The 24,448-nt window shown below is 59.8% G+C and carries 18 protein-coding genes; 14 read left to right on the plus strand and 4 right to left on the minus strand.

Features of this window, described 5'->3' with window-relative positions; all coding sequences use genetic code 11:
- The first annotated feature begins 16 nt into the window (after positions 1-16).
- From E4680_RS02300 to glmU, 4 genes are read left to right on the plus strand one after another with little or no spacing between them, the layout of a single operon-like run.
- Positions 17-829 carry an exodeoxyribonuclease III gene (locus tag E4680_RS02300; protein ID WP_205688723.1) on the plus strand — a complete coding sequence of 271 codons (813 nt, stop codon included), beginning with the start codon at positions 17-19 and terminating at the stop codon, positions 827-829.
- Entirely contained in the window at positions 826-2,112 is a 1,287-nt protein-coding gene (locus E4680_RS02305) for an AmpG family muropeptide MFS transporter (RefSeq protein WP_240696084.1), read from the plus strand. Before E4680_RS02300 ends, E4680_RS02305 begins: the two co-directional genes overlap by 4 nt.
- Positions 2,113-2,487, plus strand: a complete 375-nt coding sequence (locus tag E4680_RS02310) for a Rieske (2Fe-2S) protein (protein ID WP_135280756.1) — start codon at positions 2,113-2,115, stop codon at positions 2,485-2,487.
- Entirely contained in the window at positions 2,484-3,854 is a 1,371-nt protein-coding gene (glmU, locus tag E4680_RS02315) for a bifunctional UDP-N-acetylglucosamine diphosphorylase/glucosamine-1-phosphate N-acetyltransferase GlmU (RefSeq protein WP_135280757.1), read from the plus strand. The genes E4680_RS02310 and glmU overlap by 4 nt, the downstream gene beginning before the upstream one ends.
- A gap of 10 nt (positions 3,855-3,864) precedes the next feature.
- Here the strand turns inward: glmU and E4680_RS02320 are convergent, their stop codons facing one another.
- Positions 3,865-4,479, minus strand: coding sequence for a class I SAM-dependent methyltransferase (locus E4680_RS02320; RefSeq protein ID WP_135280758.1), 615 nt, complete (start codon positions 4,477-4,479; stop codon positions 3,865-3,867).
- A 155-nt stretch (positions 4,480-4,634) separates the two neighbouring features.
- Between E4680_RS02320 and ppnN the strand changes: the two genes are divergently transcribed.
- Positions 4,635-6,044, plus strand: a complete 1,410-nt coding sequence (ppnN, locus tag E4680_RS02325; RefSeq protein WP_276605602.1) for a nucleotide 5'-monophosphate nucleosidase PpnN — start codon at positions 4,635-4,637, stop codon at positions 6,042-6,044.
- Here ppnN and E4680_RS02330 read toward each other — a convergent pair.
- The 3 genes from E4680_RS02330 to E4680_RS02340 are packed head-to-tail and all read right to left on the minus strand — an operon-like array spanning position 6,026 to position 10,416.
- On the minus strand, positions 6,026-6,643 hold the full coding sequence (locus E4680_RS02330; RefSeq protein ID WP_240696085.1) for a protein-methionine-sulfoxide reductase heme-binding subunit MsrQ: 618 nt from the start codon (positions 6,641-6,643) through the stop codon (positions 6,026-6,028). The genes ppnN and E4680_RS02330 overlap by 19 nt on opposite strands.
- 1 nt (position 6,644) lies before the next feature.
- Positions 6,645-7,589, minus strand: coding sequence for a protein-methionine-sulfoxide reductase catalytic subunit MsrP (gene msrP / locus E4680_RS02335; protein WP_135280759.1), 945 nt, complete (start codon positions 7,587-7,589; stop codon positions 6,645-6,647).
- 52 nt (positions 7,590-7,641) lie between these two features.
- A complete protein-coding gene (locus E4680_RS02340; protein WP_135280760.1) occupies positions 7,642-10,416 on the minus strand; it encodes a sensor domain-containing protein in 2,775 nt (924 codons plus the stop codon).
- 516 nt (positions 10,417-10,932) lie between these two features.
- Between E4680_RS02340 and E4680_RS02345 the strand changes: the two genes are divergently transcribed.
- The 9 genes from E4680_RS02345 to E4680_RS02385 all read left to right on the plus strand — a co-directional run bounded on the left by E4680_RS02345 (position 10,933) and on the right by E4680_RS02385 (position 24,423).
- Complete coding sequence (locus E4680_RS02345) at positions 10,933-12,294, plus strand: TolC family protein (protein ID WP_135280761.1); 1,362 nt, start codon at positions 10,933-10,935, stop codon at positions 12,292-12,294.
- Positions 12,295-12,342: 48 nt separating this feature from the next.
- Entirely contained in the window at positions 12,343-13,458 is a 1,116-nt protein-coding gene (locus tag E4680_RS02350; RefSeq protein ID WP_205688712.1) for an HlyD family secretion protein, read from the plus strand.
- Between the two features lie 36 nt (positions 13,459-13,494).
- A complete protein-coding gene (locus E4680_RS02355) occupies positions 13,495-15,444 on the plus strand; it encodes an ATP-binding cassette domain-containing protein (protein ID WP_205688713.1) in 1,950 nt (649 codons plus the stop codon).
- A complete protein-coding gene (locus E4680_RS02360; protein ID WP_135280763.1) occupies positions 15,441-16,595 on the plus strand; it encodes an ABC transporter permease in 1,155 nt (384 codons plus the stop codon). Before E4680_RS02355 ends, E4680_RS02360 begins: the two co-directional genes overlap by 4 nt.
- 6 nt (positions 16,596-16,601) lie before the next feature.
- Complete coding sequence (locus E4680_RS02365; RefSeq protein ID WP_135280764.1) at positions 16,602-17,753, plus strand: ABC transporter permease; 1,152 nt, start codon at positions 16,602-16,604, stop codon at positions 17,751-17,753.
- 92 nt (positions 17,754-17,845) lie between these two features.
- On the plus strand, positions 17,846-18,469 hold the full coding sequence (locus E4680_RS02370) for a rhomboid family intramembrane serine protease (protein ID WP_135280765.1): 624 nt from the start codon (positions 17,846-17,848) through the stop codon (positions 18,467-18,469).
- A gap of 450 nt (positions 18,470-18,919) precedes the next feature.
- Positions 18,920-21,367: a nitrite reductase large subunit NirB gene (gene nirB, locus E4680_RS02375; protein WP_135280766.1), complete on the plus strand. Its 2,448-nt coding sequence runs from the start codon at positions 18,920-18,922 to the stop codon at positions 21,365-21,367.
- A gap of 27 nt (positions 21,368-21,394) precedes the next feature.
- Positions 21,395-21,754: a nitrite reductase small subunit NirD gene (gene nirD / locus E4680_RS02380; protein WP_135280767.1), complete on the plus strand. Its 360-nt coding sequence runs from the start codon at positions 21,395-21,397 to the stop codon at positions 21,752-21,754.
- A complete protein-coding gene (locus tag E4680_RS02385; protein ID WP_240696086.1) occupies positions 21,751-24,423 on the plus strand; it encodes a nitrate reductase in 2,673 nt (890 codons plus the stop codon). The genes nirD and E4680_RS02385 overlap by 4 nt, the downstream gene beginning before the upstream one ends.
- Positions 24,424-24,448: the final 25 nt, after the last annotated feature.

Raw genomic sequence — 24,448 nt, forward strand, 5'->3', positions numbered from 1 at the left:
CCTGATTTTGCGCATCATGACCCTCAACCTCAATGGCATTCGTTCGGCCGCCCGCAAGGGTTTTTTCGACTGGCTGCCGGCTCAGCAGGCCGATTTGGTGTGTCTCCAGGAGCTCAAGGCCCAGGATGGCGATCTCACGAGTGCGATGCGCGATCCGCCCGGCTATCAGGGTTATTTCCATTTTGCGGAAAAAAAAGGCTACAGCGGTGTTGGGTTGTATACCCGCACCCCGCCCGAGGATTGTATCGAAGGTCTGGGGATTGCCGAGATCGATGCAGAGGGCCGCTATCTGGAGCTGCGCTTTCCGGGCCTATCGGTGATTTCCGTGTATCTGCCCTCCGGATCGAGCGGCGAACATCGCCAAGCGGCCAAGTTCCACTTCATGGCCCGGTTTTTCGATCATCTCGCGGCGCTCGCCCAAGCCGGCACACAAGTCTTGTTATGCGGCGATTGGAACATCGCGCATCAGGCCATCGATCTCAAGAATTGGCGCGGCAACCAGAAGAATTCGGGCTTTCTTCCCGAAGAGCGCGCCTGGCTGAGTCGGGTCTTCGACGAACTGGGTTGGGTGGACGTCTACCGCCGGCTTCATCCCGAGACTACCGGCGAAGGATACACCTGGTGGAGCAACCGGGGTCAGGCCTGGGCGCGGAACGTCGGATGGCGGATCGACTATCAGATTGCCACCCCGGGGCTTGCGGCCAGTGCCCGGACCGCCGAGATCTACAAGGATCAGCGCTTCAGTGACCATGCCGCACTCACGATCGATTACGATTGGCCATTGCCATGGGATGTGGGCGTGCCGGATCGGCTGATCGAGGTGACATGAAACCGGGCGACGCGGATTCCATGCCCCAATCGGCGTGGCAGGCGCTGGGACGCTACCCCGAGTTATGGCGTGTGACGCTGCTGGCCTTCGCCTCCGGTCTGCCGCTGGCCCTCTCCGGCGGTACGCTCCAGGCCTGGCTGGCCGATGTGCGCATCGACATCCGCACCATCGGGATCTTCAGCCTAGTTGGCTTGCCTTACACGCTGAAGTTTCTTTGGGCGCCGCTGTTCGACCGCTACACACCCTTGGGGATGGGCCGCCGCCGCGGTGGCCTTGTGCTGACGCAGGTCAGTCTGGTGACGGCGCTCCTGGCGATGTCGTCGATCGACCCGCATTCGGATATCGCTCTGCTGGGCCTGCTGGCCCTGGGCATCGCATTCGCTTCGGCCTCCCAGGACATTGTGTTCGACGCCTACCGCACCGAGGTACTGCACCCGCCGATGCGGGGGCTCGGTGCCGGCCTGACCAACACGGGCTACCGTCTGGCCATGCTGACTTCCGGCGCACTGGCGCTGGTTCTGGCTGGGTCGGTGGGGTGGGTTGCCACCTATCGGGTTATGGCCGTGCTGATGGCGCTAGGCATTCTGGTCACGCTGCTGAGCCCGGAGCCTGAGGCACCGGCGGCGACTCCCCACCGCCTGGTGGAAGCCCTGCGCGAACCGATGCGTGCATTTCTGCAGCGCCCGGCAGCGCTGGTGTTTCTATTGTTGATCGTGCTCTACAAGTTCGGTGACGCGTTTGCCGCGACGCTCAGCACGGCATTCCTGGTCCAGGGGGTGGGCTTCAGCGTCGCCGAAGTCGGCGTCGTCAACAAGGGCGTCGGCATTGCAGCGGCCTTGGCCGGCGCTCTGGCTGGCGGCGCGTTGATGGTGCGTTGGGGCCTGCTGCGGGCACTGTTGGTCTTCGGCGTCCTGCAAGCAGTGACCAACCTGCTCTTCGCCGCGCTCGCGGTGGTCGGCAAGAGCCATGGCATGCTGGTCGTCGCCGTGGTGGGTGAGCAGCTGTTCGGCGGGATGGGGTCTGCCGCGTTCGTAGCCTTGCTGATGGCCTTGTGCGATACCCGCTACACGGCCACGCAGTACGCGCTTTTTTCGGCGCTGGCCGCGCTGGCGCGTGTGTTCATCGGCCCGCCGGCAGGGTATCTGGTGGCGGATCTGGGCTGGCCGGTCTTTTTCGTTCTGACGTTCTTGGCGTCGCTGCCGGCGCTGGCGTTGGTGCTGTGGCTGGGCGAGCCGATTCGGCGTCTCGATCAGTCGCCCGTTGTGTCCACGGGAGCGGGGTGAATGGCCGTTCGGGTCTGTCGGTGGGACGAATTGCCGGATCCGGGCAGCCGCGGGTTTGAACACGAGCGGAATGGGCAACGGCGCTCCTGTGTGGTGGTTCGGCGCGGCGCGCAGGTCTGGGCATATGAGAATCGCTGCCCGCACACCGGCGCACCGCTCGATTGGCGGCCGGGGCAGGTGCTCAATCCGGAAGGCACCCATATTCAATGCGCCCTCCATCTGGCGCAGTTTCAGATGGACGATGGCTTGTGTATCCACGGCCCATGCCTTGGGCAATCGCTGCAGGCCGTGCCGGTCGAGCGCCGGGGGGCATGGGTCGTACTGGTCGGTAGCGGGGCCGGCGGGGAAGAAGAGATGTCGGGAGCGAACAGATGACCACGAGTGTAATTGTGCTGGCCGCCGGAAAGGGCACCCGCATGAACAGCGCACTTCCCAAGGTGCTGCAGCCGCTCGGCGGCGAGCCCTTGCTGGCGCACGTGCTTTCGGCAGCACGGGCTTTGTCGCCGGCAGCGATCCATGTGGTCGTCGGCCATGGCATGGATGCGGTGCGACGCGCCTGTGACGGCGACGACCTGCGTTGGGTCGAGCAGGCCGAGCAGCTGGGGACGGGACATGCTGTCACCCAGGCGCTGCCTTATCTCGAGGCGGGCACGGCCTTGGTGCTTTACGGTGATGTGCCGCTGGTGCCGGCCGAGACCTTGGCTGCGCTGTGCACGGCCGCCTCCGGGGGGGTGGCGCTGTTGGTAATGACGGCGCCGGATCCGACCGGTTACGGCCGCATTCTGCGGCAGGACGGCGGTGCAGTTCTCGGCATCGTCGAGGAACGCGACGCGACGCCTGCGCAGCGACGCATTGGCGAGGTCAATACCGGGCTGATGGCTATCTCAGTCGCGATGTTGCGGCGCTATCTCCCGGCTATCCAGCCATCCAACGCCCAAGGGGAATACTATCTGACCGATGTGATAGGTCTGGCGGTTGCCGAGGGTGTGCCGGTTCAGACGGTGTCGGTACAACATGCTGAAGACGCTTTGGGGGTCAACGACAAGGCTCAGTTGGCCATTGTCGAACGAGTCCTGCAGCGCCGCCGTGCGGAGGCCTTGATGCGCGGCGGGGTGACGGTGGTGGATCCGGCACGGCTGGATGTGCGGGGCGAGCTGATTTGTGGACGCGATGTGTTCATCGATGTGAACTGCGTGTTCGAAGGGCGCGTCATCCTGGGCGACGGCGTTCGGATCGGCGCACAGTCGGTTGTGCGGGATTGTGAGCTGGCAGCGGGCGTGGACGTGCGACCATTCTCTCACCTGGAGGGCTCGCGGGTTGGTGCGGCTGCCCGCATCGGTCCTTACGCTCGCTTGCGTCCCGGTGCCGATCTCGCGCCGGACACGCATGTCGGCAATTTCGTGGAAATCAAGCAGGCAAGGGTCGGCAGGGGATCGAAGATCAATCACTTGAGCTACATCGGGGATGCCGAGGTGGGGTGCAACGTGAACGTGGGGGCGGGCACCATCACCTGCAATTACGATGGTGTGAACAAGCACCGGACCGTGATCGGCGATGGGGCTTTCATCGGCTCGGGCAGCCAACTGGTGGCACCGGTGACGGTGGGCGAGGGCGCGACGGTCGGGGCAGGGACGACCTTGCGCAAGGATGCCCCGCCCCGTCAACTGACGGTGGGAGGCGGACGCCAGGTGACGTTGTCCCATTGGCGTCGTCCGCAGTCCAAAGATCGTACTGACGGCTGACTCGAGCCGTTTACTCGTTGCGAGCGTGAATCATCGACCAATAACCAAAGAGGTTGACCGGTTCGAGATCGAAATGAGAGATCTTCGCATCGCTCAGAAAGCGATCGAGCGGAAAATCCGAGGTGAAGCCGATCAGGGGCGTGATGACCGCGACGACCTTTTCGAGCCAACGAATCATCGAATGGGAATGACTGAAATGGTTGACGATGAACAGGTCTCCACCGGGACGGCAAACGCGCTTCATTTCGGCCACCATCTGTCGCGGATCGGGAACCACCGAGGCGACATACATGGCGGTCACCTTGTCGAAGCTGGCGTCGGCGAATTCGAGCTGCTGGGCATCCATGATCCGCAGATCAACATGATTCAGCTGTTGCTTTCTGACTCTGCGTTGGGCGCGCTCGAGCATTTTCGGTGAGACGTCGATACCGGTGATACGGGTGGTTACGGGATAACAGCTCAGCGACACCCCGGTTCCCACACCCACTTCGAGAATGCGGTCGCCGGGTTTGCAATTCATCTTGTCGATGATGCGCTGGCGACCGGGCTGGAAAATGGGACTGAAGACCAGATCATAGGCAGCGGCCATGCGATCATAGGTCTTGATGACAGCGGTTTGTTCCACAACACGGTCCTTGGTTGGGGGTGGCGGGAGATTGCACCCAGTCGATGCTGGCCATTCTAGCCAAAAAAGTGGGCAAGCGGGGCACCGCGAATGGCGATCCGGTAGGATGTCCGCCGCATGCGTTTTCGATCAAAAATCAGAAGGATTCTTGAACAGTGCCTACGATCGATTCATTGAACAGTGCGCTGGTTGTCGACAAGCCTCAGGTGGTCGATGCGCTGATCGCGCCGGAGGGGAGTCTGGAAGTCCTGTCGCAACATGAAGTCGTGCGTCTGCGGGATACCAGCCTCGGCGGATTGCACGAACTGCTCAGGCGATGTGCCTTGGCGGTACTCAACAGCGGCAGTGTCGAAGACGACAGCCGCCAGGTCATGGAACGTTACCGCAACTTCGATATCCAGGTGGTGCAGCAGGAACGAGGGATCAAGCTGGAATTGCGCAATGCGCCGGCAGCCGCTTTCGTCGACGGACAGATGATTCGGGGAATTCGAGAACATTTGTTCGCCGTGTTGCGAGATCTCGTCTACGTTCACAACGAAATTCGCTTGCATCCGCGATTCGATTTGATGGCCCCTGGCGGGATTACCGATGCAGTATTTCATACTTTGCGCAACGCACGTGCATTGTTCCCGGGTCAACCACCCAACTTGGTCGTATGTTGGGGTGGGCATTCGATCAGCCGTCTGGAATACGAATACGCCAAGCGCGTCGGCTATGAACTCGGATTGCGCGGGATGGATATCTGCACTGGGTGTGGCCCTGGTGCCATGAAAGGGCCCATGAAAGGGGCCGCGGTCGGGCACGCCAAGCAGCATCGCAGCAGCGGGCGGTACGTCGGCATTTCCGAACCCGGCATCATTGCGGCCGAGCCACCCAACCCGATCGTCAACCATCTGGTCATCATGCCGGACATGGAAAAGCGGCTCGAAGCGTTTGTCCGCATCGGCCACGGGTTCGTGGTATTTCCGGGCGGTGTCGGGACCATGGAGGAACTGCTTTACCTGTTTGCGATCTTGCTTCATGAAGAAAATGCCGAGATTCCTTTTCCGCTGATTTTGACCGGCCCGGTGGAATCGGCGGATTATTTCCGCCGTCTGGAGGATTTTCTGACCAATACCCTGGGGTCCGCAGTGAGTAGACGTTACCAGGTGATTCTGGATGATCCCGTTGCCGTTGCGCGCGCCATGCGCCGAGGCATGGAGGAGGTTCGCCGATTCCGGATTGCACGCAGCGATGCGTTCTATTTCAACTGGGTGTTGCGCATTGCGCCAACGTTGCAAACGCCTTTCGTTCCCACCCACGCCAACATGGCCGGGTTGTCCTTGCATCGCGACCAACCCCTGCATGATCTGGCAGCCAATCTGCGTGCGGCTTTCTCCGGAATCGTTTCGGGAAATGTGAAGGAGTCCGGAATTCAGGCCATCGAAGCCCACGGCCCGTTTCAAATGCGGGGCGCTGCAGATGTCATGCGCAGTCTGGATAATTTGCTGGACAGCTTTGTGCGCGAGCAGCGGATGCGGTTGCCGGGACGCAGTTACACGCCGTGCTATGAAATCGTGGTGTGATTGGGCGTTGGTGTGCCCCGATTGCGGTGAGGCGGTCGAGGCAGGCGCAGGATGAACAGGGCGACGAGCAGGGCAGCATGGATGATCGGTTCGCGCAGGTCGGATTTGACCTGGAAGGCGAAATGCAGCACGGCAAGAATGGCTGCGGGATAGATCAGTCGATGCAGCCGTTTCCAATGGGCGCCAAGCCGGGTTATCCAGCCCTGGGTCGAGGTGATCGCCAAGGGCAGCATCAGCATCAGCGCCAACATGCCGAGCCATACCGCCGGATGTTCGATGACTTCACGCCAGGCGGCCTTCAACTCGAGATTCTGATCGAAGATGACAAAGACGAGCAGATGGGCGAGTCCATAAGCAAAGGCGCCCAGCCCCAGATCGCGGCGAATCACGATTGGCCAGCGCCAGTGGGTCCAGCGCTGCAAGGGGGTCATGGCCAGGGTGAGCAGCAGTAACCTCAAGGTCCAGATGCCGCTTGCCAGCATCAGCGCTTCGACGGGATCCGGGCCAACCGAGCCGCGAGTCAGACCGAAACCGATCTGCAGGGCCGGAAAAGTCATCAATCCGATGACGGCGAGGTGCAGCATCCATCGGGCAGGCATATCAGAAGTTCCGTTTCAGATCGAGGTCGCTATATAGATCCGCGACCCATTCGCCATAGCCGTTGAAAAGCAGCGTCTCGCGGCGAAACAGGTCACCGATGCGCCGCTCCCGGCGCTGACTCCAGCGTGGGTGATCCACGTTGGGATTCACATTGGCGTAAAACCCGTATTCCCGGGGCGCGGACTGATTCCATGTGGTGGCAGGCTGCTTTTCGACGAAATCGATGCGCACGATGGATTTGATGCTTTTGAATCCGTATTTCCACGGCACAACCAAGCGGAGCGGTGCGCCGTTCTGATTGGGCAGAACGTGTCCATACAGGCCCACGGCCAGGATCGTCAGCGGGTGCATGGCTTCGTCCATGCGCAACCCTTCCACATAGGGCCAGGGCAATACATTGCGGCGTTGACCGGGCATCTGCTTCGGATCGTAGAGTGTGGTCAGCATCACGAACTTGGCATTCCCCGTCGGCTCAAACCGACGCAGGAGATCGCTCAAGGGAAATCCGATCCAAGGAATGACCATGGACCAGCCTTCGACACAGCGGAGCCGATAGACGCGTTCCTCGAGCGTCCGACCTTTCAAGAGATCGTCAAGTTCGTAAGTGCCTGGTTTTGCGCAGGCGCCTGCAACCGTCACGGACCAGGGGCGGGGTTCCAAGGTATGGGCATTTCGGGCGGGATCGGCCTTTCCGGTTCCGAACTCATAGAAGTTGTTGTAATGGGTGACCGCTTCCCGATCGGTCATGGGTTCATCGGTCTTGAACGGGCCGGGCACGGCAGACAGCCGCGCCAGATCCTGTGTCGCCGCATTTGCATTCCCAAGCGGGAGCATGGGGGCGAGCAGCGCCGCGGTTCCAAGGCGCATGAAGTGCCGCCTTTGCTGGTAAATGGACTCCGGCGTGATTTGTTCACTGGGAATCGTGGGCAGACGGAACTTGGCCATGGGCAACCTCTTCACGAACGTGGCCGTTTTGACCACCGTATTCGGAAAAAGGTCATCGGGGTGTGTTCGGGGCTCCGCCAGCGGTTTCCAGTAGCAAGTGTCCCAGTGCCTGCTCGGAGAGCGGACGGCTCAGCCAGAATCCCTGCAACTCCTGGCAACCTCGTTCGGTGAGGAAGGCCCATTGTGCCTCGGTTTCCACGCCCTCGGCGATGACATCAAGCTGCAGGCGTCGGCTCATGCTCAGCATGGCTTCGACAATGGCCGCATCCTGCTCCGAGCCGGGGAGTGCGGAAACAAAAGAACGGTCGATCTTGAGGGCGTCGAACGGATATTGCTTGAGGTAACTGAATGACGAATAGCCCATCCCGAAATCGTCTATTGCAATCTGAACGCCGATTTCGCGCAGGGCGCGCAGGCTTTCCAATGCTCTGTCCGGATGTGCGATGAGTGCATTCTCAGTGATTTCCAGCATCAGGGCATCCGGTGTCAGGCGGTTGCGCTGCAGGGCTTCGGCGATCTGACCGGGGAGTTGGGGATTGGCAAACTGGGCTGGCGCCACGTTCACCGCCATGCGGAGATTGGGGGAACCGAAACGCTGCCATAAAGCGAGCTGACGCAGTGCCATATCCAGCACTTGCTGACCCAGAACGGGAAGCAGACCAATGCGTTCGGCCAAGGGAAGAAAGCTATTCGGGCTGAGTATCCCGCGTGTGGGATGTGCCCAGCGAACCAGTGCCTCCACGCTGGAAACTTGACCGGGCACTTTTCCGAAGATGGGTTGATAGACCAAGAACAGTTCATTCTGGCGCAGAGCTTGTCGCAGCTCATGCGCACCCATGGGTGAGGCATCAATCGGTTTGCGCGCCCGGCTTGCCAGCCGGTAGCAGTGCCGATGGCGTTTGGCCTGGTACATGGCCGTTTCAGCCTGGCGGATCAGATCGGCGGTATCGTCTTCCTCATCGCTGGCACCCAATACTGCAATTCCGATGCTGGCCGAAAGACCCAGCATCGTCCCGGCAACCAGTAGTGGACGGTTGAGGGCTTCGAGCAGGGATTGAGCGAGCGAGGTGGCCAGGGAGGTTGCCGAGGCGCCTTGGACGACAACGGCAAAGGCATCACCACCGACGTGAAAGACTTTCGATCTGGGCTGGTCTTCCAAGTCTCTAAAACGTTGCGCGACATCTCTCAGGATCTCGTCACCGACGGCCGGATCCAATGATTCATTGATGGATCGGAAATGGTCCAGATCGATCCAGAGCAACGCCAGCTGGTCAGTTTGACGCGTGGTTACAGTGGCATGATGCACGAGCTCATGCATCAGCGCCTGACGATTGGGCAGCGCGGTTACGGCGTCGATGTGAAGAGTTCGTGGGTGTTCCAACTGGAACTGCTCGGCGCTGTTCGAGGTATCGCGGCACACACCCACATAATGGGTGATGCGTCCAATCGAGCCGCGTACTGCGCTCAGGCTCAGATGAAACGCCAGAGGAGTCCCATCCAGGCGGCGGCCCTGTACGGGGCCTTGCCAAGTGCCGACCGTTTTCAGGTGCTGCCAGAGACTGTCGAGTTCCGTCATGGGCTGGCCAATCGCAAGGAGAAACTCGGGCGCGAGATCCTGGATGGCGCTACGCGAGCAGCGCATCAAATGGCAGAATGCACCATTCGCCGACAAGACGCGGTGCTTGTCGTCGAGAATGAAGAGGGATTCGCCGATCTGTGACATTGCGTCGCGCATCATATTGAGCTCCTGCTCGACCTTCCGGTATTTCGACAGGTTTTGCAGCGTGCCTTCGATGCGCAGGGGGCGGCCACTCGAATCCCGGATGACTTCGCCCCGCTCCCGCACCCAATGCACTTTTCCTTCGGGGGTCACGATTCTAAATTCAACATCAAAAGGGCAAGCGCTTCGCAGCGCATCCCGGTGGTGACAGGTGACTCGCTGCAGATCATCGGAGTGGATCAGTTTCCGGAAACCAATGTAGTCGTTGGAAAAATCCTTCGGATTGATGCCCAGAAGGGTGAACAGCTCACGTGACCAGTGGGATTTGCGAGTTTTGAAGTCATAGCGCCAACAGCCCAACTCGGCAATATGACGGGTCTCTTCGAGGCGCGCCTGAGAATCCGCCAATGCCTTCGACCAGGTCCGCTCCGCCGTCACATCGCTGGCAACGCCAACGACTCCGATGATCTGATCTTTGGACCATAGGGGGCCGTTGGTAATGGTCAGGTGGTGTTGGTGGCCATTTTTGGTGAAGACTCGGATTTCCCCCCGCTGACCGGTGCCGCCCAAGGCCATGAGAAACATTGAGCGTGCGAACAGCCGATCTTCGGGATGGACCAATTGATTGAAGTCACGCGTTTCCAGTTCCCGACGGGTATATCCAGTAATGTGTGAGAGCGAGGAATTGAGATTGATGAAATGGCCGAGTGGATCGCACATGAACACCACGTGGTTGGCGCGATCCAGGACATCGGCTAAGGCCATCGGGAGATCATGGGGCGCATGCTTCGGCAGCGCTGTACTGATAACGCACCAGGTTTGATTATTGCCTGCAGGCGTCAAGACCCATTGTGTGCTGCACGGATCGCCGCTTGCCCGCGTCAGTCGGAACTGGTTCACCCGCGGTCGATCGGATGTGGTGTTCAACAGGCAGCGCAATGCGGACTGACTGCCGGGCGTGACCAGCTTCAGACATTCGGTCTGCAGTAAATCCTGTGGCGTCCTGCCAAGCAGTGCTTGGGTGTCGCCGCACGCGGCCTGAATCACGCCATCGGCGCTGAGCCGTAATTGGACAGATTCTCCCCGTGGCGTCAGCTCGCTACTCATGATATTTGCTTCCCCTTGTGCTGATGCTGGTTATTATCGTCATGAAAGTGACAGCTATAGGCTCAAATGACGTAAATCGGAGGACGCCCTCATGGGTATTCTTATCAACAAGATGGCGGCATCAATTCAAGAATCTTTAGAGCTAGAACCGCCTTGTGTCAAGGAAAGCTATCATTTCGGTGTTTCGGATCCGGCTGAATGACCGGCCGTATGCAAGATGACGATTCAGCGGGGGATGGGAGCTGCAGTCTGGCTATATGCCCTTGGCAGTGCAGCGAGAAGACCATCCGCCGGGGCTGGGCCATGGGGCGACGCCGATAACCTGATCTTTACCGGTGTCGGAGTCCACGGACCGTTGATTTTCATCGGCAGGTTGATACGCAGAACTGTCGGGAAGTGGCCGTCAGAGCGCCCGCAAGTCGAGCGGATCACCGACTTGCGACCGTTTGAGGGGGAGCGTATAACGCTAGCTTTTGAGTTCTAATTCAGGCTTTGAGCTGAACAGGGATTGTGTATATGCGACGCCCCCACAGGAAGATGGCCGCGCTGCTCTGCGCGACTGTCTTCACGCCTATCACCGTAGGTGCAGAGACACTCGATCAAGCATGGGAAACGGCACGGGCCAACGATTTCGGCCTGAGAGCGGCCCAATTTGAGGTTCAGGCAGCCGAGGCCGGCCGCAGCGCGGCTTCGCGCCAACGCTTCCCTTCGGTATCCGCCAGCGGTTTCACTTTGAAGCTGGATGAAGCGCCGACGGTCCAGTCGCCAATCGACGATACGCTGACGATTCCATCTCCCATTCGGTTCCCGTTGGTTCCGTCGAGCTTTTCCTTCCCTGTGCCGCCCGATCTCCAGCGACTTGAACTCGGTGAAGATCAGTTCACTCAGGTCGCATTGCAAGCAACGCTACCCTTGTATACGGGGGGTCGGCTGACGAATCTGACGAAGGCGGCTGAGTCTCAGGTCGGGGCGTCGAACTGGCATCTGCGGCGCACTGAGGATGAGCTGAAGATCAATGTGGCCGAAGCTTATGTGAACGTCCTGCGCGCTCAGGGCGGGGCGAAGATTTCGGACCGTGAAGTCGAGGCGGTTTCCGGATACGTTCGCGATGTTCAGAACCTGTATGACCAACAGATGGTTGCCAAGAGCGATCTGTTATCTGTTCAGGTGTATCTGGCCGATTCGAAACAACGCAACCTGCAGATCAAGAATGCCGTCGAGCTCGCTCAATCGTTCTATAACCGCATGCTGGGGCGACCGCTTGATGCGCCGGTGGACTTGGAGGCGCTTGAACCAACGTCCACCGTCGAGCCAGGGTCGTTGGGCGAGCTGACCAAGCAAGCACTCGAAAATCGCCCGGAACTCAATAACCTGGCCGAGCAGGCTGAAAGCCTGCGCTATGCCGCGAAAGCCATCAAGGGTGGGCTGTTGCCTCAGGTTGCCTTACTGGGGGGCTTGGTCTATCTGGACCTCGATGCCCTAGAAGACAATACGATCGGATATGCGGGTGTGGGCGCTTCCTGGACCCTATTCGATGCGGGGGTGACCCGCAAGCAGGCAGAGGCCTTGTCCAAGCGGCGCATTTCCAGTGAGGAATTGCTTGCCCAGGCGCGCGACTTCATTGCCCTGCAGGTGCGGCAAACCTGGCTTGCCCGCGAAGAGGCACGGAATCGTCTCGAAGTCGCCAAGACCGCGTTGGAAAGCGCTGAAGAGAATCAACGTGTGACTCGTGACCGCTATCGGGAAGGCATGGGCACGAATACGGAGGTCCTTGAAGCCGAGACTCGCCGGACTGCTGCCTTTACGAGCTACAACAATGCCAAGTACGATGCGGTTTACGCCGATCTGCGGCTCAAATATGTGGTGGGCGGAATCTAAGCCCATGCGGATCGCCACCTGTCCTTAGCGCTTTCAGGGAAGAACACTATGGCTGCGGAGAAAACGCGTCGACCGTTTGCATGGTTGCTTATGGGATTGGGGGCCGCCGCGCTGATTGCGTTAGTCGTCGTTTATCGATTGATGAGTGCGCCCTTGCCCGAGGGGCTGCTCCAGGTAAACGGGCGTATTGAAGGCGACACGACAACGGTTGCAGCCAAGTATCCGGGCAAGGTCCGCGAAATTCTGGCCAAGGAAGGTGATCTGGTGGAGCAGGGGCAAGTGCTCAGCCAGCTGGAGGATGAGGAACTTCAGGCTCGCATTCGACAGGCGGATGCAGGCATCACCAGCTTGGAGGCGCGCCGCAACGCAGCCAACGAAAGCCTCGCTGTGGCCAAGAAAGAATTGCCCTTGGGGATTGCGGCGGCAAAGTCTCAAGTGACCTATATGCGGGCGACCCTGGACAAGGCCAGAGCTGCCGAGGCGCAGCTTGCTCGAGACCTGCAACGCATCGAATCGTTGGCAGAAGCGGGCACGGTCAACAAGCAACGTCTGGAGCAAGCACAGCTCCAGTACACCGCGATCCGTAGCGATGTGCGCTCGGCCGAAGCGGGCGTGATCAGCGCGGAGAAGCAGCTGGAGCGAGCCTATCTCGGCAAGGATCAGATCAGTGCCAAGGAGACGGAACTCGGCGCTCTCGATGCGGAGCTGGAGCGGGTTCGAGCCATGCGCCAGGAAGCGATGATTGCCCTCGACAACATGACCGTTCGGGCACCGAGCAAGGGTATCGTGACCGCGCGGCTCGTGGAAGCGGGCGAGGTCGGGGCGGCAGGTCGTCCCATGTATGAGCTCGTCGATCCGGAGCGGCTTTATCTCAAGGTTTATGTACCGGGTGATGAAATCGGCAAGGTTCGTCGGGGGCTCGAAGCGCAGGTCTACGTGGATGCCTATCCCGACCGACCCTTCTCCGCAACGGTAGACTACATTGCTTCGCGCGCCGAATTCACGCCGAAGGAAGTCCAGACGCCTGACGAGCGCGTGAAGCAAGTTTATGCGGTCAAGCTTTATTTCAAGGAAAATCCCGATTATCTGTTGACCCCTGGCATGCCAGCCGACGCGGTGATCCGCTGGGATGAGAGCGTCGCATGGGAAAAACCCAGATGGTAATGTGCTGAAAGCCAAGGGGTTGGCGGGAGTATGGACATGGATGAAGCGCCAGTCGTCCGCATACGCGGGCTGGTAAAGAATTATAAGGAAGTCCATGCGGTACGGGGTATCGATCTTGATGTTCCCAGAGGCAGCCTGTTTGGGTTGATCGGTTCGGATGGTGCGGGCAAAAGCAGTACCATGAAAACCGTCGCGGGCGTGATGAGTTATGAAGCTGGCGCGGTTGAGGTGTTCGGCGAGCACCTTGATTCTGAGGCGGCTGCCGAACGCATCAAGCTTCGGTTGGGCTTCATGCCCCAAGGGTTGGGGCAAAATCTCTATCCTGATCTGTCGATCGAAGAAAACATCGATTTTTTCGCCCGGTTGCGGTTGGTGAAGCCGGGCGATCTGGCGGAGCGTAAGGAAAAGCTGCTCCGCATGACGCGACTGGACAAGTTCCGTGACCGTGCCATGAAGAATCTTTCCGGCGGCATGAAGCAAAAACTCGGTCTGGTCTGCACGCTGATTCACGAACCCGAGCTCATCATTCTCGATGAGCCGACGACCGGGGTCGATCCGGTCTCTCGCCGGGACTTTTGGGCGATTCTGGCTGAACTGCTGGCGGAGAAGGGGATCTCCGCATTGGTCTCAACGGCCTACATGGACGAAGCCTCTCGTTTTCATCACGCGGCGCTCATGCATCATGGGCGAATCCTGGCTCATGGGGAAATCGAAGAACTGATCCACTTGCGGCCGGGAGCCGTTGTTTCCGTGGCCGTGCAACCGCAATTGGAAGCCCTGAACCGACTGCGCACGCAGTTCGACCAGGTGATGGCGCTGGGCAGCTTTCTGCGGATATTCGTACCAAAGGATGCCGGCGATGGTCAGCAAGTCGTTGAGAATGTGCTGTCCGGGCTGGATGTCGGGGAGATTCAGACCGATACCCCGGAGCTCGAAGATATTTACGTGAGTCTCCTTGAGCTCAACGGCGAAGGACAGGCTGTCCGGGAACTGCCCGCACCTCCGGAAGGGACTGTCATTCATCTCGATCCGGACAAGCCGGTCATCGAAGCCACGAATCTGGTTCGAGATTTCGGCGCTTTTCGGGCGGTCGACCATGTCAGCTTTGACGTGCGTCCGGGTGAGATATTCGGTCTGTTGGGTGCCAACGGCGCCGGAAAGACCACGGTGATCAAGATGCTGACCGGGATCTTGAGGCCGTCGGAGGGCGCAGGCTCCGTGGCCGGTGCCGACATGCGCCACTCCGGCGCGGTGATCAAGAAACGCATCGGTTACATGTCCCAGGCATTCTCCCTCTATCAGGATCTGACGGTCGTCGAAAACATCCGGCTTTATGCCGGTATCTATGCCGTGCCGCCACGCGAGATCGAACCGCGTTTGCGTTGGATCGTCGATTTGGCTGGCCTTGAGGGAATGGAAGATGTACTGACCGGATCGCTTCCGATGGGGTTGCGACAGCGTTTGGCGCTGGGTTGCGCCTTGGTGCATCGTCCGCCGATTCTGTTTCTGGACGAGCCGACCTCAGGCGTCGATCCCATGGGGCGCCGAGAATTCTGGGACGTGCTGTTCCGGCTCTCGCGGCAGGAGGAGGTTGGGCTTCTCGTGACCACCCATTACATGGTCGAGGCCGAGTATTGCGATCGGATCGCACTCATGCACGCCGGCAAGGTGGTGGCCTATGATTCGCCGGCCGGCTTGAAAACGGACGTGGAACGTCGATTCGGGCAATTGCTCGAGATTCGATGCGAACGACCCTATCACGCACAGAATGTGCTGCGCGAAGGCGGGTTCGAGGACGCAACGTTGCACGGACGCCGGCTTCAGGTGCTCGCAACGGATCCGGATGCCGTCAAGCGTCAGGTCCGGACTCTGCTCGAAGAGGCGGGGATTGCGGTGCAGGATACTCGCCGATTGCCGCTCACCATGGAAAATGTGTTCGTGCAGAACGTGCTGGATCTTGAGCACAAGGCAGGAAAAGCAGCATGAACTGGGCGCGGCTTGCGGCAGTGATCGCCAAGGAATGGGCCGAAATTACCCGTGACCGCCTGTTTCTCGCATTGGCATTCATCGTGCCACCGATATTGATGGTGGTATTCGGTCTCGGGATGAATCTCGATGTGGAGAATATCCCGCTGGCCATCATCGACTACGACCATAGCCACCAGAGTCGAGACTATGCCTACCGGATGATCGATTCACGGTATTTTGACTTCAAGGGCTATCTGAGCGATGAGAAGGATGTTGCGAAACTGATTGCGCGGGGCGATGTGCGCGCCGTCGTCGTGATCCCGCCGAAATTCGGTGAGGAATTGCTGGCTGGGCGCGCCGTGGCCGTTCAAACGTTGCTCGATGGCCAGTTTCCGCTGCGGGCCAATATTGCACGCGGCTATATCGGTGCAATCAATGCCAACTATTCGCAGGAACTGATTGCAGATTTTCTCAGCCAGGCTGTGGGCCTGACACCCGATCAGGCGCGCCAACAGATGGGCAATCTGCGTTTGGAAATGCGCATGCTGTACAACCAGAGCGGGAAAAGTATCTGGTCGATGGCGCCCAAGCTCATCATGATGGTTCTGATGATGACACCGCCCTTGCTAACCGCCGTCAGTGTCGTACGCGAGAAGGAAAGAGGCTCCATTCTGAACATTTACGCCTCGACGGTGAGTCGCGGTGAGTTTCTCCTGGGCAAGCTGATGCCCTATGCCGGTATCTCGATGGTCAATGGCATCTTTCTGTGGGCCTTGGCGGTTTTCTATTTCCAGGCGCCGTTCAAGGGATCGTTCGGTTTCTATTTGCTGGCCACGGCGATCTACTCCTTTACGACGACGGGAATCGGCCTGTTGGTGTCCAGCTTCGTGAAGACCCAGATAGCGGCCGTGGTGATCACTATGGTCGTGACATTGGTTCCAGCCATCCTGTTTTCTGGCATGCTCTTCCCTTTGAGTTCCATGGGCCCCGAAGCGCAGGCCATTGCCCATCTTGCTCCGGCGATGCACTACGGCATGATCATTGACGGGACCTTCATGAAGGGCATTGGTCTCGACAAGCTGTGGTCGTCGGTGGTGTCGCTTGTGGTCTATGCCTTGGTGCTGTTCGTTTTGGCCTATCGCTTTTTCACAAAGCGTCCGCAGGAGTAAATCTCCATGTTTGGCAACTTTGGAGAAGTCCTGCAGCACATGCGGGTCATGACCTGGAAAGAGCTACTGCAGTTTCGGCGGGATGTCTTTCTGCTCATCATCGTGGTTTATGCGTTTTCGGCGGATATCTATATCGCGGGCTCGGGAATCGAGATGGAACTCAAGCGTGCAGCCTTGACCGTGGCCGACTACGACCAGTCTCCGGCATCGCGTGAGCTGATCTACAGTTTTCGCGAGCCTCAGTTCAAATATCAGGGCATGGAAATGAGCGGCGATCGCGCCATGGATCTCCTTGATGCCGGCGAGACCATGCTCTATCTCGAAATTCCTGCGGATTTCAATGAGTCATTGCTGACTGGTCGACCGACTCAGGTGCAATTGTTCGTCGATACCAGCAACTCGGTCCTGGGGTCGCTGGCCACCAGCTATGCCGCACAGATCGTGGCCGGATTCGGCATTGAAAAGGCACGCGAGCGCCTGTCCGTGGCGGGAGCCATGGGCGGATCCATGCCGGTAGTGAACAGTGCGCATCGCGTCTGGTTCAACCCCAATGGCAAGGACAGCTGGTTTGTCCCGATCAACGAGATGCTCACCATGATCACCATGCTGTCGATCATGCTTCCGGCTGCCGCCATGGTCCGGGAGAAAGAGCGGGGAACCGTTGAGCAGCTTCTGGTTTCTCCGTTGACGCCGCTCGAGATCATGTTGCCCAAGGTATTGGCGATGACGATGGTCATCCTGGTCGGCGTTACGCTCGCGGTTTTCGGTGTGCTCGGTCCTGTGTTCAATATTCCCTTCCGGGGCAGCATGACGCTCTTTTACGTGCTGACGGCGATTTACGTGTTCAGTACGGCCGGCTTTGGGCTGGCGATTTCCACCGTGGTCAACAATCTCGCCCAAGTTGGGCTGATGGTGATCATGCTGCTGTCCCCAATGCTGTTGCTGTCCGGCGCCTTCGTCCCGCCAGAGGCGATGCCAACCGCTTTGAGTTATCTAATTCTGCTCTCTCCGATGCATCACTACATCGAAATCGTCATGGGCATTTTTCTCAAGGGTGTCGGCCTCGATGTACTGTGGCCTTCGGTTGCCGGTTTGGTGATCGTGGGAACGGCCGTCTTCGCATTCGGAACGTGGCGATTCCGCCGGCAGTTCGGATGAGGAGGGACAGCACTGGATCGGAGAAGCCAGTGATCGCTCACGTTGGGCTCATATCTGACTTATCCACTCATGGATCGCGGGCCTGAGACCATATGGTTCGATGGCTGCTGATCGTCAATGTGTTGATCTACGTGTTTCAGGGCATGTCGCCTGGATACTGGATCATCAACTATGCCCTGTGGCCCGCTGGCGACCCGGGTCTGCTTCAGACGCCGGAGGGTTTGGCGCGTGCGCCTGCGTTTCACATTTGGCAATTGGTCAGCTACGGCTTCTTGCATGGCGGATTGTCGCACCTGTTTCTGAACCTGTTCGCTTTGTGGATGTTCGGGTCGGCGATTGAGCGATTCTGGGGGCCGCTCCGATTTTCGCTGTACTACTTCGTCTGCCTGATTGGTGCCGGTCTGGTCCAGTTGATTGCCATGGATCTGCATCTGCGCGCCGGCGGAATGCCCTATCCGACGCTGGGCGCTTCCGGGGCGGTATTCGGCCTGCTGCTCGCGTTCGGCATGATGTTTCCCAATGAGCGGATTTTGCTGCTGTTCCCGCCTGTGCCGATTAAGGCGAAATGGTTTGTCCTCGGGTATGGCGGGCTTGAACTGTTTTTCGGTGTGGCGGGCATTGCGAGCAACATTGCGCATTTCGCGCATCTGGGCGGCATGTTGTTTGGTTTACTGCTGATCCAGTTCTGGCGCCGCCGGTTCCCGTTCAGCTTCTAGGGTGGCGATCAAGGCGGGTCAGTCCGCAGCGCGCTGCGTCGTTCTCGACGGTCATGGTTGCTGCCGGCGCTTCATTCGATGGCGCCGCACTGCCCAGTTTTGGGTCGCCGGCGAGCGTTCCCCTCCCGTATCATGCGCCGTATCCGCACAATATATGGTCATCATGCTCGATTTGAGGGCAATGAACCCCCGTTTTCCCTCTGGAAGCCTCTTTTGCTCAAATGGTGGGTTTTCATATCCGGTTGAAGTTGAAGTGTTTCACCGGGGCTTGCTTGCCGTGGCGCATCGTTGTGGGGCGCCCAGTAGCGCCGGCGAACTAATATGGTGCCGCTCGTGGCCGAGGAGACGGCATCACGGCGCATGATCAGGCCAGAACACTGATTAACAGAAGATTTTTTTTTGGCATCTATGTTGCTTCCCGGGTAGGTCAAAGCTCGGGAGGCAATTGAGATGAGCAAGCGCAAACTGGTGGTTGTGGGCAATGGGATGGCAGGGATCCGGACGGTTGAGGAGCTCCTCAAACTGGCGCCGGACTTGTACGAGATCACCGTGTTCGGCGCAGAGCCCCACGTCAATTACAACCGCATCTTGCTCTCGCCCGTGTTGTGCGGGGAGAAAACACCGGAGGAAATCGTCCTCAATGATGCTGCGTGGTACGCGGATAACGGAATAACACTGCTCACCGGAAAGCGGGTGGTCGAAGTGGATCGGCGCAATCGGCGCGTGTGCGCCGAAGATGGCACCGAAGTCGCTTATGATCGACTGCTGCTCGCCACCGGATCAGATCCATTCATCATTCCCGTCCCTGGAAAAGACTTGCCGGGCGTGGCGACGTTCCGTGATTTCAAGGATGTCGACACGATGCTGGCGGCTGCTCGATCCGGGAAGCGCCATGCCGTGGTCATCGGCGGTGGACTGCTCGGGCTGGAAGCAGCCAACGGTCTGCTCAAGCAGGGCATGGATGTCACGGTTGTGCACATCGTCCAATCCCTCATGGAGCGCCAGCTCGATGGGCCCGCAAGCCGGCTGTTGCAGGAATCGCTGGAGTCGCGCGGTCTCAAGTTCCGGATGGGGGCGCAGACCGAAGCAATTCTCGGGGATGATCATGTGACAGGCGTGCGGTTCAAGGATGGAACCGAAATCCCTGCGGATCTGGTGGTGATGGCGGTCGGCATCCGTCCGAATGTCACATTGGCCAAGCACACGGGGTTGCATTGTGAACGCGGCGTGGTGGTCAGCGATACGCTGCAAACCTATGATCCCGCGATCTATGCCGTCGGGGAGTGCGCCCAGCACCGCGGTATGGCTTATGGTCTGGTTGCCCCGCTGTACGAACAGGCCAAGGTCTGTGCCAACCACTTGGCTGGGCTGGGTTATGCACGGTATACGGGATCAGTGACCGCAACCAAGCTCAAAGTGACCGGGATCGACCTGTTTTCGGCAGGAGATTTTTCCGGCGGCGAGGGGACGCACGACATCGTCTTCCAGGATCCTGGCCGGGGCGTCTACAAACGGCTGGTTCTCGATGAGCACAATTGCATCAAAGGCAGCGTGCTCTATGGCGACACCGGCGACGGTGCGTGGTATTTCCAATTGCTGCGCGAACGCACGGATGTGTCGGAAATGCGCGACATGCTCCTGTTCGGTCAGGCGCATCTTGGCGATTCGGGGCACAGCGGCGGATCCAATGCAGCCAATCTGCCCGATACGGCCGAGATCTGCGGCTGTAACGGCGTCTGCAAGGGCACTATCGTCAACGCGATTGTCGAAAAGAAACTCTTTACGCTCGAGGATGTCCGCGCCCATACCAAGGCATCGTCTTCCTGTGGTTCCTGTACCGGCCTCGTGGAACAGATTCTGGCCTCCACGCTGGGGGGTGACTACAGCACGGCGCCGAGCAAGAAGGCCATGTGCCGCTGCACCGACCATAGCCATGACGAAGTGCGAACCGCGATCCGCGAGCATCACCTGACCACGGCCGATCAGGTGCGCTCGTTCATGGAATGGCGCAACCCGGACGGGTGTTCCAGCTGCCGTCCCGCGCTCAACTATTACCTGATCGCCACTTGGCCCGCCGAAGTTGGCGACGATCCGCAGTCGCGCTTCATCAACGAACGGGCGCACGCCAATATCCAGAAGGACGGAACTTACTCGGTGGTCCCCCGCATCTGGGGCGGCGTCACGACGGCTGCCGAGCTGCATGCGATTGCCGATGTGGCGGAAAAATATGCCGTCCCGACCGTCAAGATCACCGGCGGCCAACGCATCGATCTTTTGGGTGTGAAGAAGGAGGATCTCCCCGGTATGTGGGCGGACCTCAATCAGGCCGGTTTCGTGTCAGGTCATGCCTACGGCAAGGCGCTGCGTACGGTCAAGACCTGTGTGGGCAAGGAGTGGTGCCGCTTCGGTACGCAGGACTCGACGAAGCTCGGGATCGATCTCGAAAAGATGACCTGGGGAACCTGGACCCCGCACAAGGTCAAGCTCGCGGTATCCGGGTGCCCGCGCAATTGTGCCGAGGCAACCATCAAGGATTTCGGCGTGGTATGCGTCGATTCGGGCTATGAGCTGCATGTGGGTGGCAACGGCGGTGTCAAGGTGCGCGCGACCGATCTGCTTTGCAACGTCAAGACCGAAGCGGAAGTGGCCGAGTACTGCGCCGCCTTCCTGCAGCTTTACCGCGAGGAGGCGCATTACCTCGAGCGCACCGCGCCTTGGATCGAACGAGTCGGCCTTGCCCATGTGAAACGGCATGTCGTCGATGACGCCGAGGGGCGTCGGAATCTCGCGGCACGGTTTTATGAATCCCAGCGCTATGCCCAGATCGATCCCTGGGCGCAGATGGTTGAACAGGAGCGCGAAGTGCATCGCTTCGAACCGCTGGGTGAACTGGCTTGAACCCGAACATTGCTGGAGCATGAGCTGATGAGTACGACGCAAACCCCCGCGGCCGATTCGCTCGAATGGGTGCAGATCGGCGCGCTGGATGCTATCCCTCAGCTGGGGTCCCGTGTGGTCCGCCATCCCGATGGCGATATTGCGGTGTTCCGGAATCGCCAGGACGAGGTCTTTGCATTGCGTGATCGGTGTCCGCATCGCGGCGGGCCGTTGTCTCAGGGCATCGTCTGTGACCGTAAGGTTTATTGCCCGCTGCACAACATGGGAATTGCGCTGGATACCGGACAGGCGATTGCCCCCGATGAAGGCGAAACGACAGCCTTCCCGACTCGCGTGGATGAGGGAATGGTGTTCATCGGACTTCCGGTTTCGGAGGAAACAATTTGACCCGCTCGCTGCCATCCGCCCGGGCTGTGCGTACGACCTGCCCCTATTGCGGGGTGGGTTGCGGCGTGCTGGCCGCGGTTCAACCGGATGGAACGGTTCAGGTCACCGGGGATCCGGCACATCCGGCCAATCAGGGGCGGTTGTGCTCAAAAGGGTTGGCGCTCGGGGAAACCATCGGCCATGAGGGGCGGCTGACCCGCCCCAGCATTGGTGGCGAACCGGTCGAATGGAACACCGCCTTGACTCATGTCGCGACGGGACTGCGCCAGACCATCGATGAGCATGGTCCGGACTCGGTCGCCTTTTATGTGTCCGGCCAGTTGATGACGGAGGACTACTATGTCGCCAATAAGCTGATGAAGGGCTACATCGGCTCGGCCAACATCGACACCAACTCGCGGCTGTGCATGTCCTCGGCGGTGGCCGGCCACAAGCGCGCTTTCGGCAGTGATACCGTGCCGACCTGTTATGAGGATCTGGAACAGGCCGATGTGCTGGTGCTGGTCGGATCCAATCTGGCGTGGTGTCATCCGGTTCTTTACCGCCGTATCGAAGCCGCCAAGGCGAGCCGGCCTGAAATGACGATCATTGTGATCGATCCGCGGCGCACGCCCAGCTGCGATCTTGCGGCCCTGCATCTGCCACTTCACCCCGGCAGTGACGTCCGATTGTTCAATGGGTTGCTCGCCCATCTGGCGCGCGAGGGCCGGGCGGATTTTGGATTTCTGGAGCGTCATGCCAGCGGGTATGCCGCAGCGCTGGAGGCGGCGCGCGCCGACGCACCCTCGATCCCGACAGTCGCTGCGGCCTGCGGCGTTTCCGAGGAGGACCTCGCGCGGTTCTATCACCTGTTCGCGCGCACCGAGCGCGTGGTCACCCTCTTTTCTCAAGGGGTCAATCAGTCGTCTGCTGGAACCGACAAGGTCAACGCCATCATCAACTGCCACCTGTTCACCGGGCGCATCGGGCGGGCCGGGATGGGGCCTTTTTCCATCACCGGACAGCCGAACGCCATGGGCGGTCGCGAGGTGGGCGGCCTGGCGAACATGCTTGCCGCCCATCTGGAGCTCGAATCGCCAGCGCACCGTGATCTGGTCCAAGGGTTCTGGCGCAGCCCGGTGATCGCTCAACATCCGGGCTTGAAGGCCGTCGATCTGTTCAAGGCGGTCGGTTCCGGTCAAATCAAGGCTATCTGGATCATGGCCACCAATCCTGCAGTGAGCCTGCCCGACGGTGACCGGGTGCGTGAAGCCTTGCGCAACTGTCCGCTCGTGATCGTCTCGGACATGTGTCACACCGATACGACGGCATTGGGGCATGTGATTTTTCCTGCCGCAAGCTGGGGGGAGCGCGAAGGCACGGTGACCAATTCCGAGCGCTGCATTTCCCGCCAGCGGGCATTTTTGCCCCCGCCGGGAGAGGCGCGGCCGGACTGGTGGATCATGGGCGAAGTGGCGCGTCGCATGGGTTATGAGCACGGGTTCTCCTATACCAATCCGGCCGAGATTTTTCAGGAACACGCGCAGTTATCCGCATATAGAAATGAGGGCCAGCGCGACTTCGATCTGACCGGGCTTTCCCAGCTGAAGCCCGGTGAGTATGAGCGTCTGGAGCCGATTCGTTGGCCGGTTCAAGCCGAATCACGGCAGGGTACTGATCGGATGTTCGTCGATGGCCGCTTCTATACCCCGGATGGACGGGCGCGCTTGGTCCCCGTTCGTCATCGACTGCCGGAGAACAGTCCGGATGAGCGCTACCCGCTGGTGCTGAATACCGGTCGTATCCGGGATCAATGGCATACCATGACGCGTACCGGCCGCTCACCTCGGCTGTCGACCCATATCACAGAGCCATTCGCGGAGATCCATCCGCTCGATGCCACCCAGCTCGGTGTGCAGGACAATGGTCTGGCCCGGCTGGAAACGCCTTGGGGGCAGATGTTGGCGCGGGTGCGGATCACGCGGGATCAGCGCCAAGGCAGCATATTCGTTCCGATGCACTGGAATGATCACTTCGCTGCCAGCGGCCGCGTCGATGCCTTGGTCAATCCGGTCGTCGATCCGGTGTCCGGCGAGCCAGAGTTCAAGCATACCCCGGTGCGGGTATTACCACAGCCTTGTGCCTGGGAGGGATTCGCGCTGGTTCGAGAGGATCTCGACACGCAGGCGGTTGACTACTGGGTGCGCTCATTGGGGCAGCATGGATGCTGGCGTTACCGCTTGGCGGGCGCGGCAGAGCATACCGGGGCATGGTCATCCTGGGCCCGCACCTGTCTGGGCGCGTGCCCGGACGACGAATGGCTGGAGTACCAGGATGGCGGTACCGGCCGCTACCGGGCCGCACTCATTCGGCAGGGGCGGCTGGTTTCCTGCCTGTTCATTGACCCAACAGGCAAACTGCCACCCTGGCAATGGCTGGAGGGCCTGTTCGCGGCTCCCGTGCTCGACGGTGCTTCGCGCATGAGTCTGCTGGCTGGACGTCCGCCGGGCGTGGTCGAAGACCAAGGTGAGATCGTCTGTTCCTGTTTCCAGGTCGGGCGGAAACGGATCCTGCGGGCCATTCGGGAGGGTGACGCGCTTACCGTCGAAGCCATTGGGGGAAAGCTCAATGCCGGCACCGGCTGTGGGTCCTGCGTGCCGGAGCTCAAGCGTCTGTTGGCTTCCGTCTGATGGATCGAACCCCGCCGGCTCGATA

Origin of the sequence: Candidatus Macondimonas diazotrophica (assembly GCF_004684205.1) — a bacterium.
Classification (GTDB): domain Bacteria; phylum Pseudomonadota; class Gammaproteobacteria; order UBA5335; family UBA5335; genus Macondimonas; species Macondimonas diazotrophica.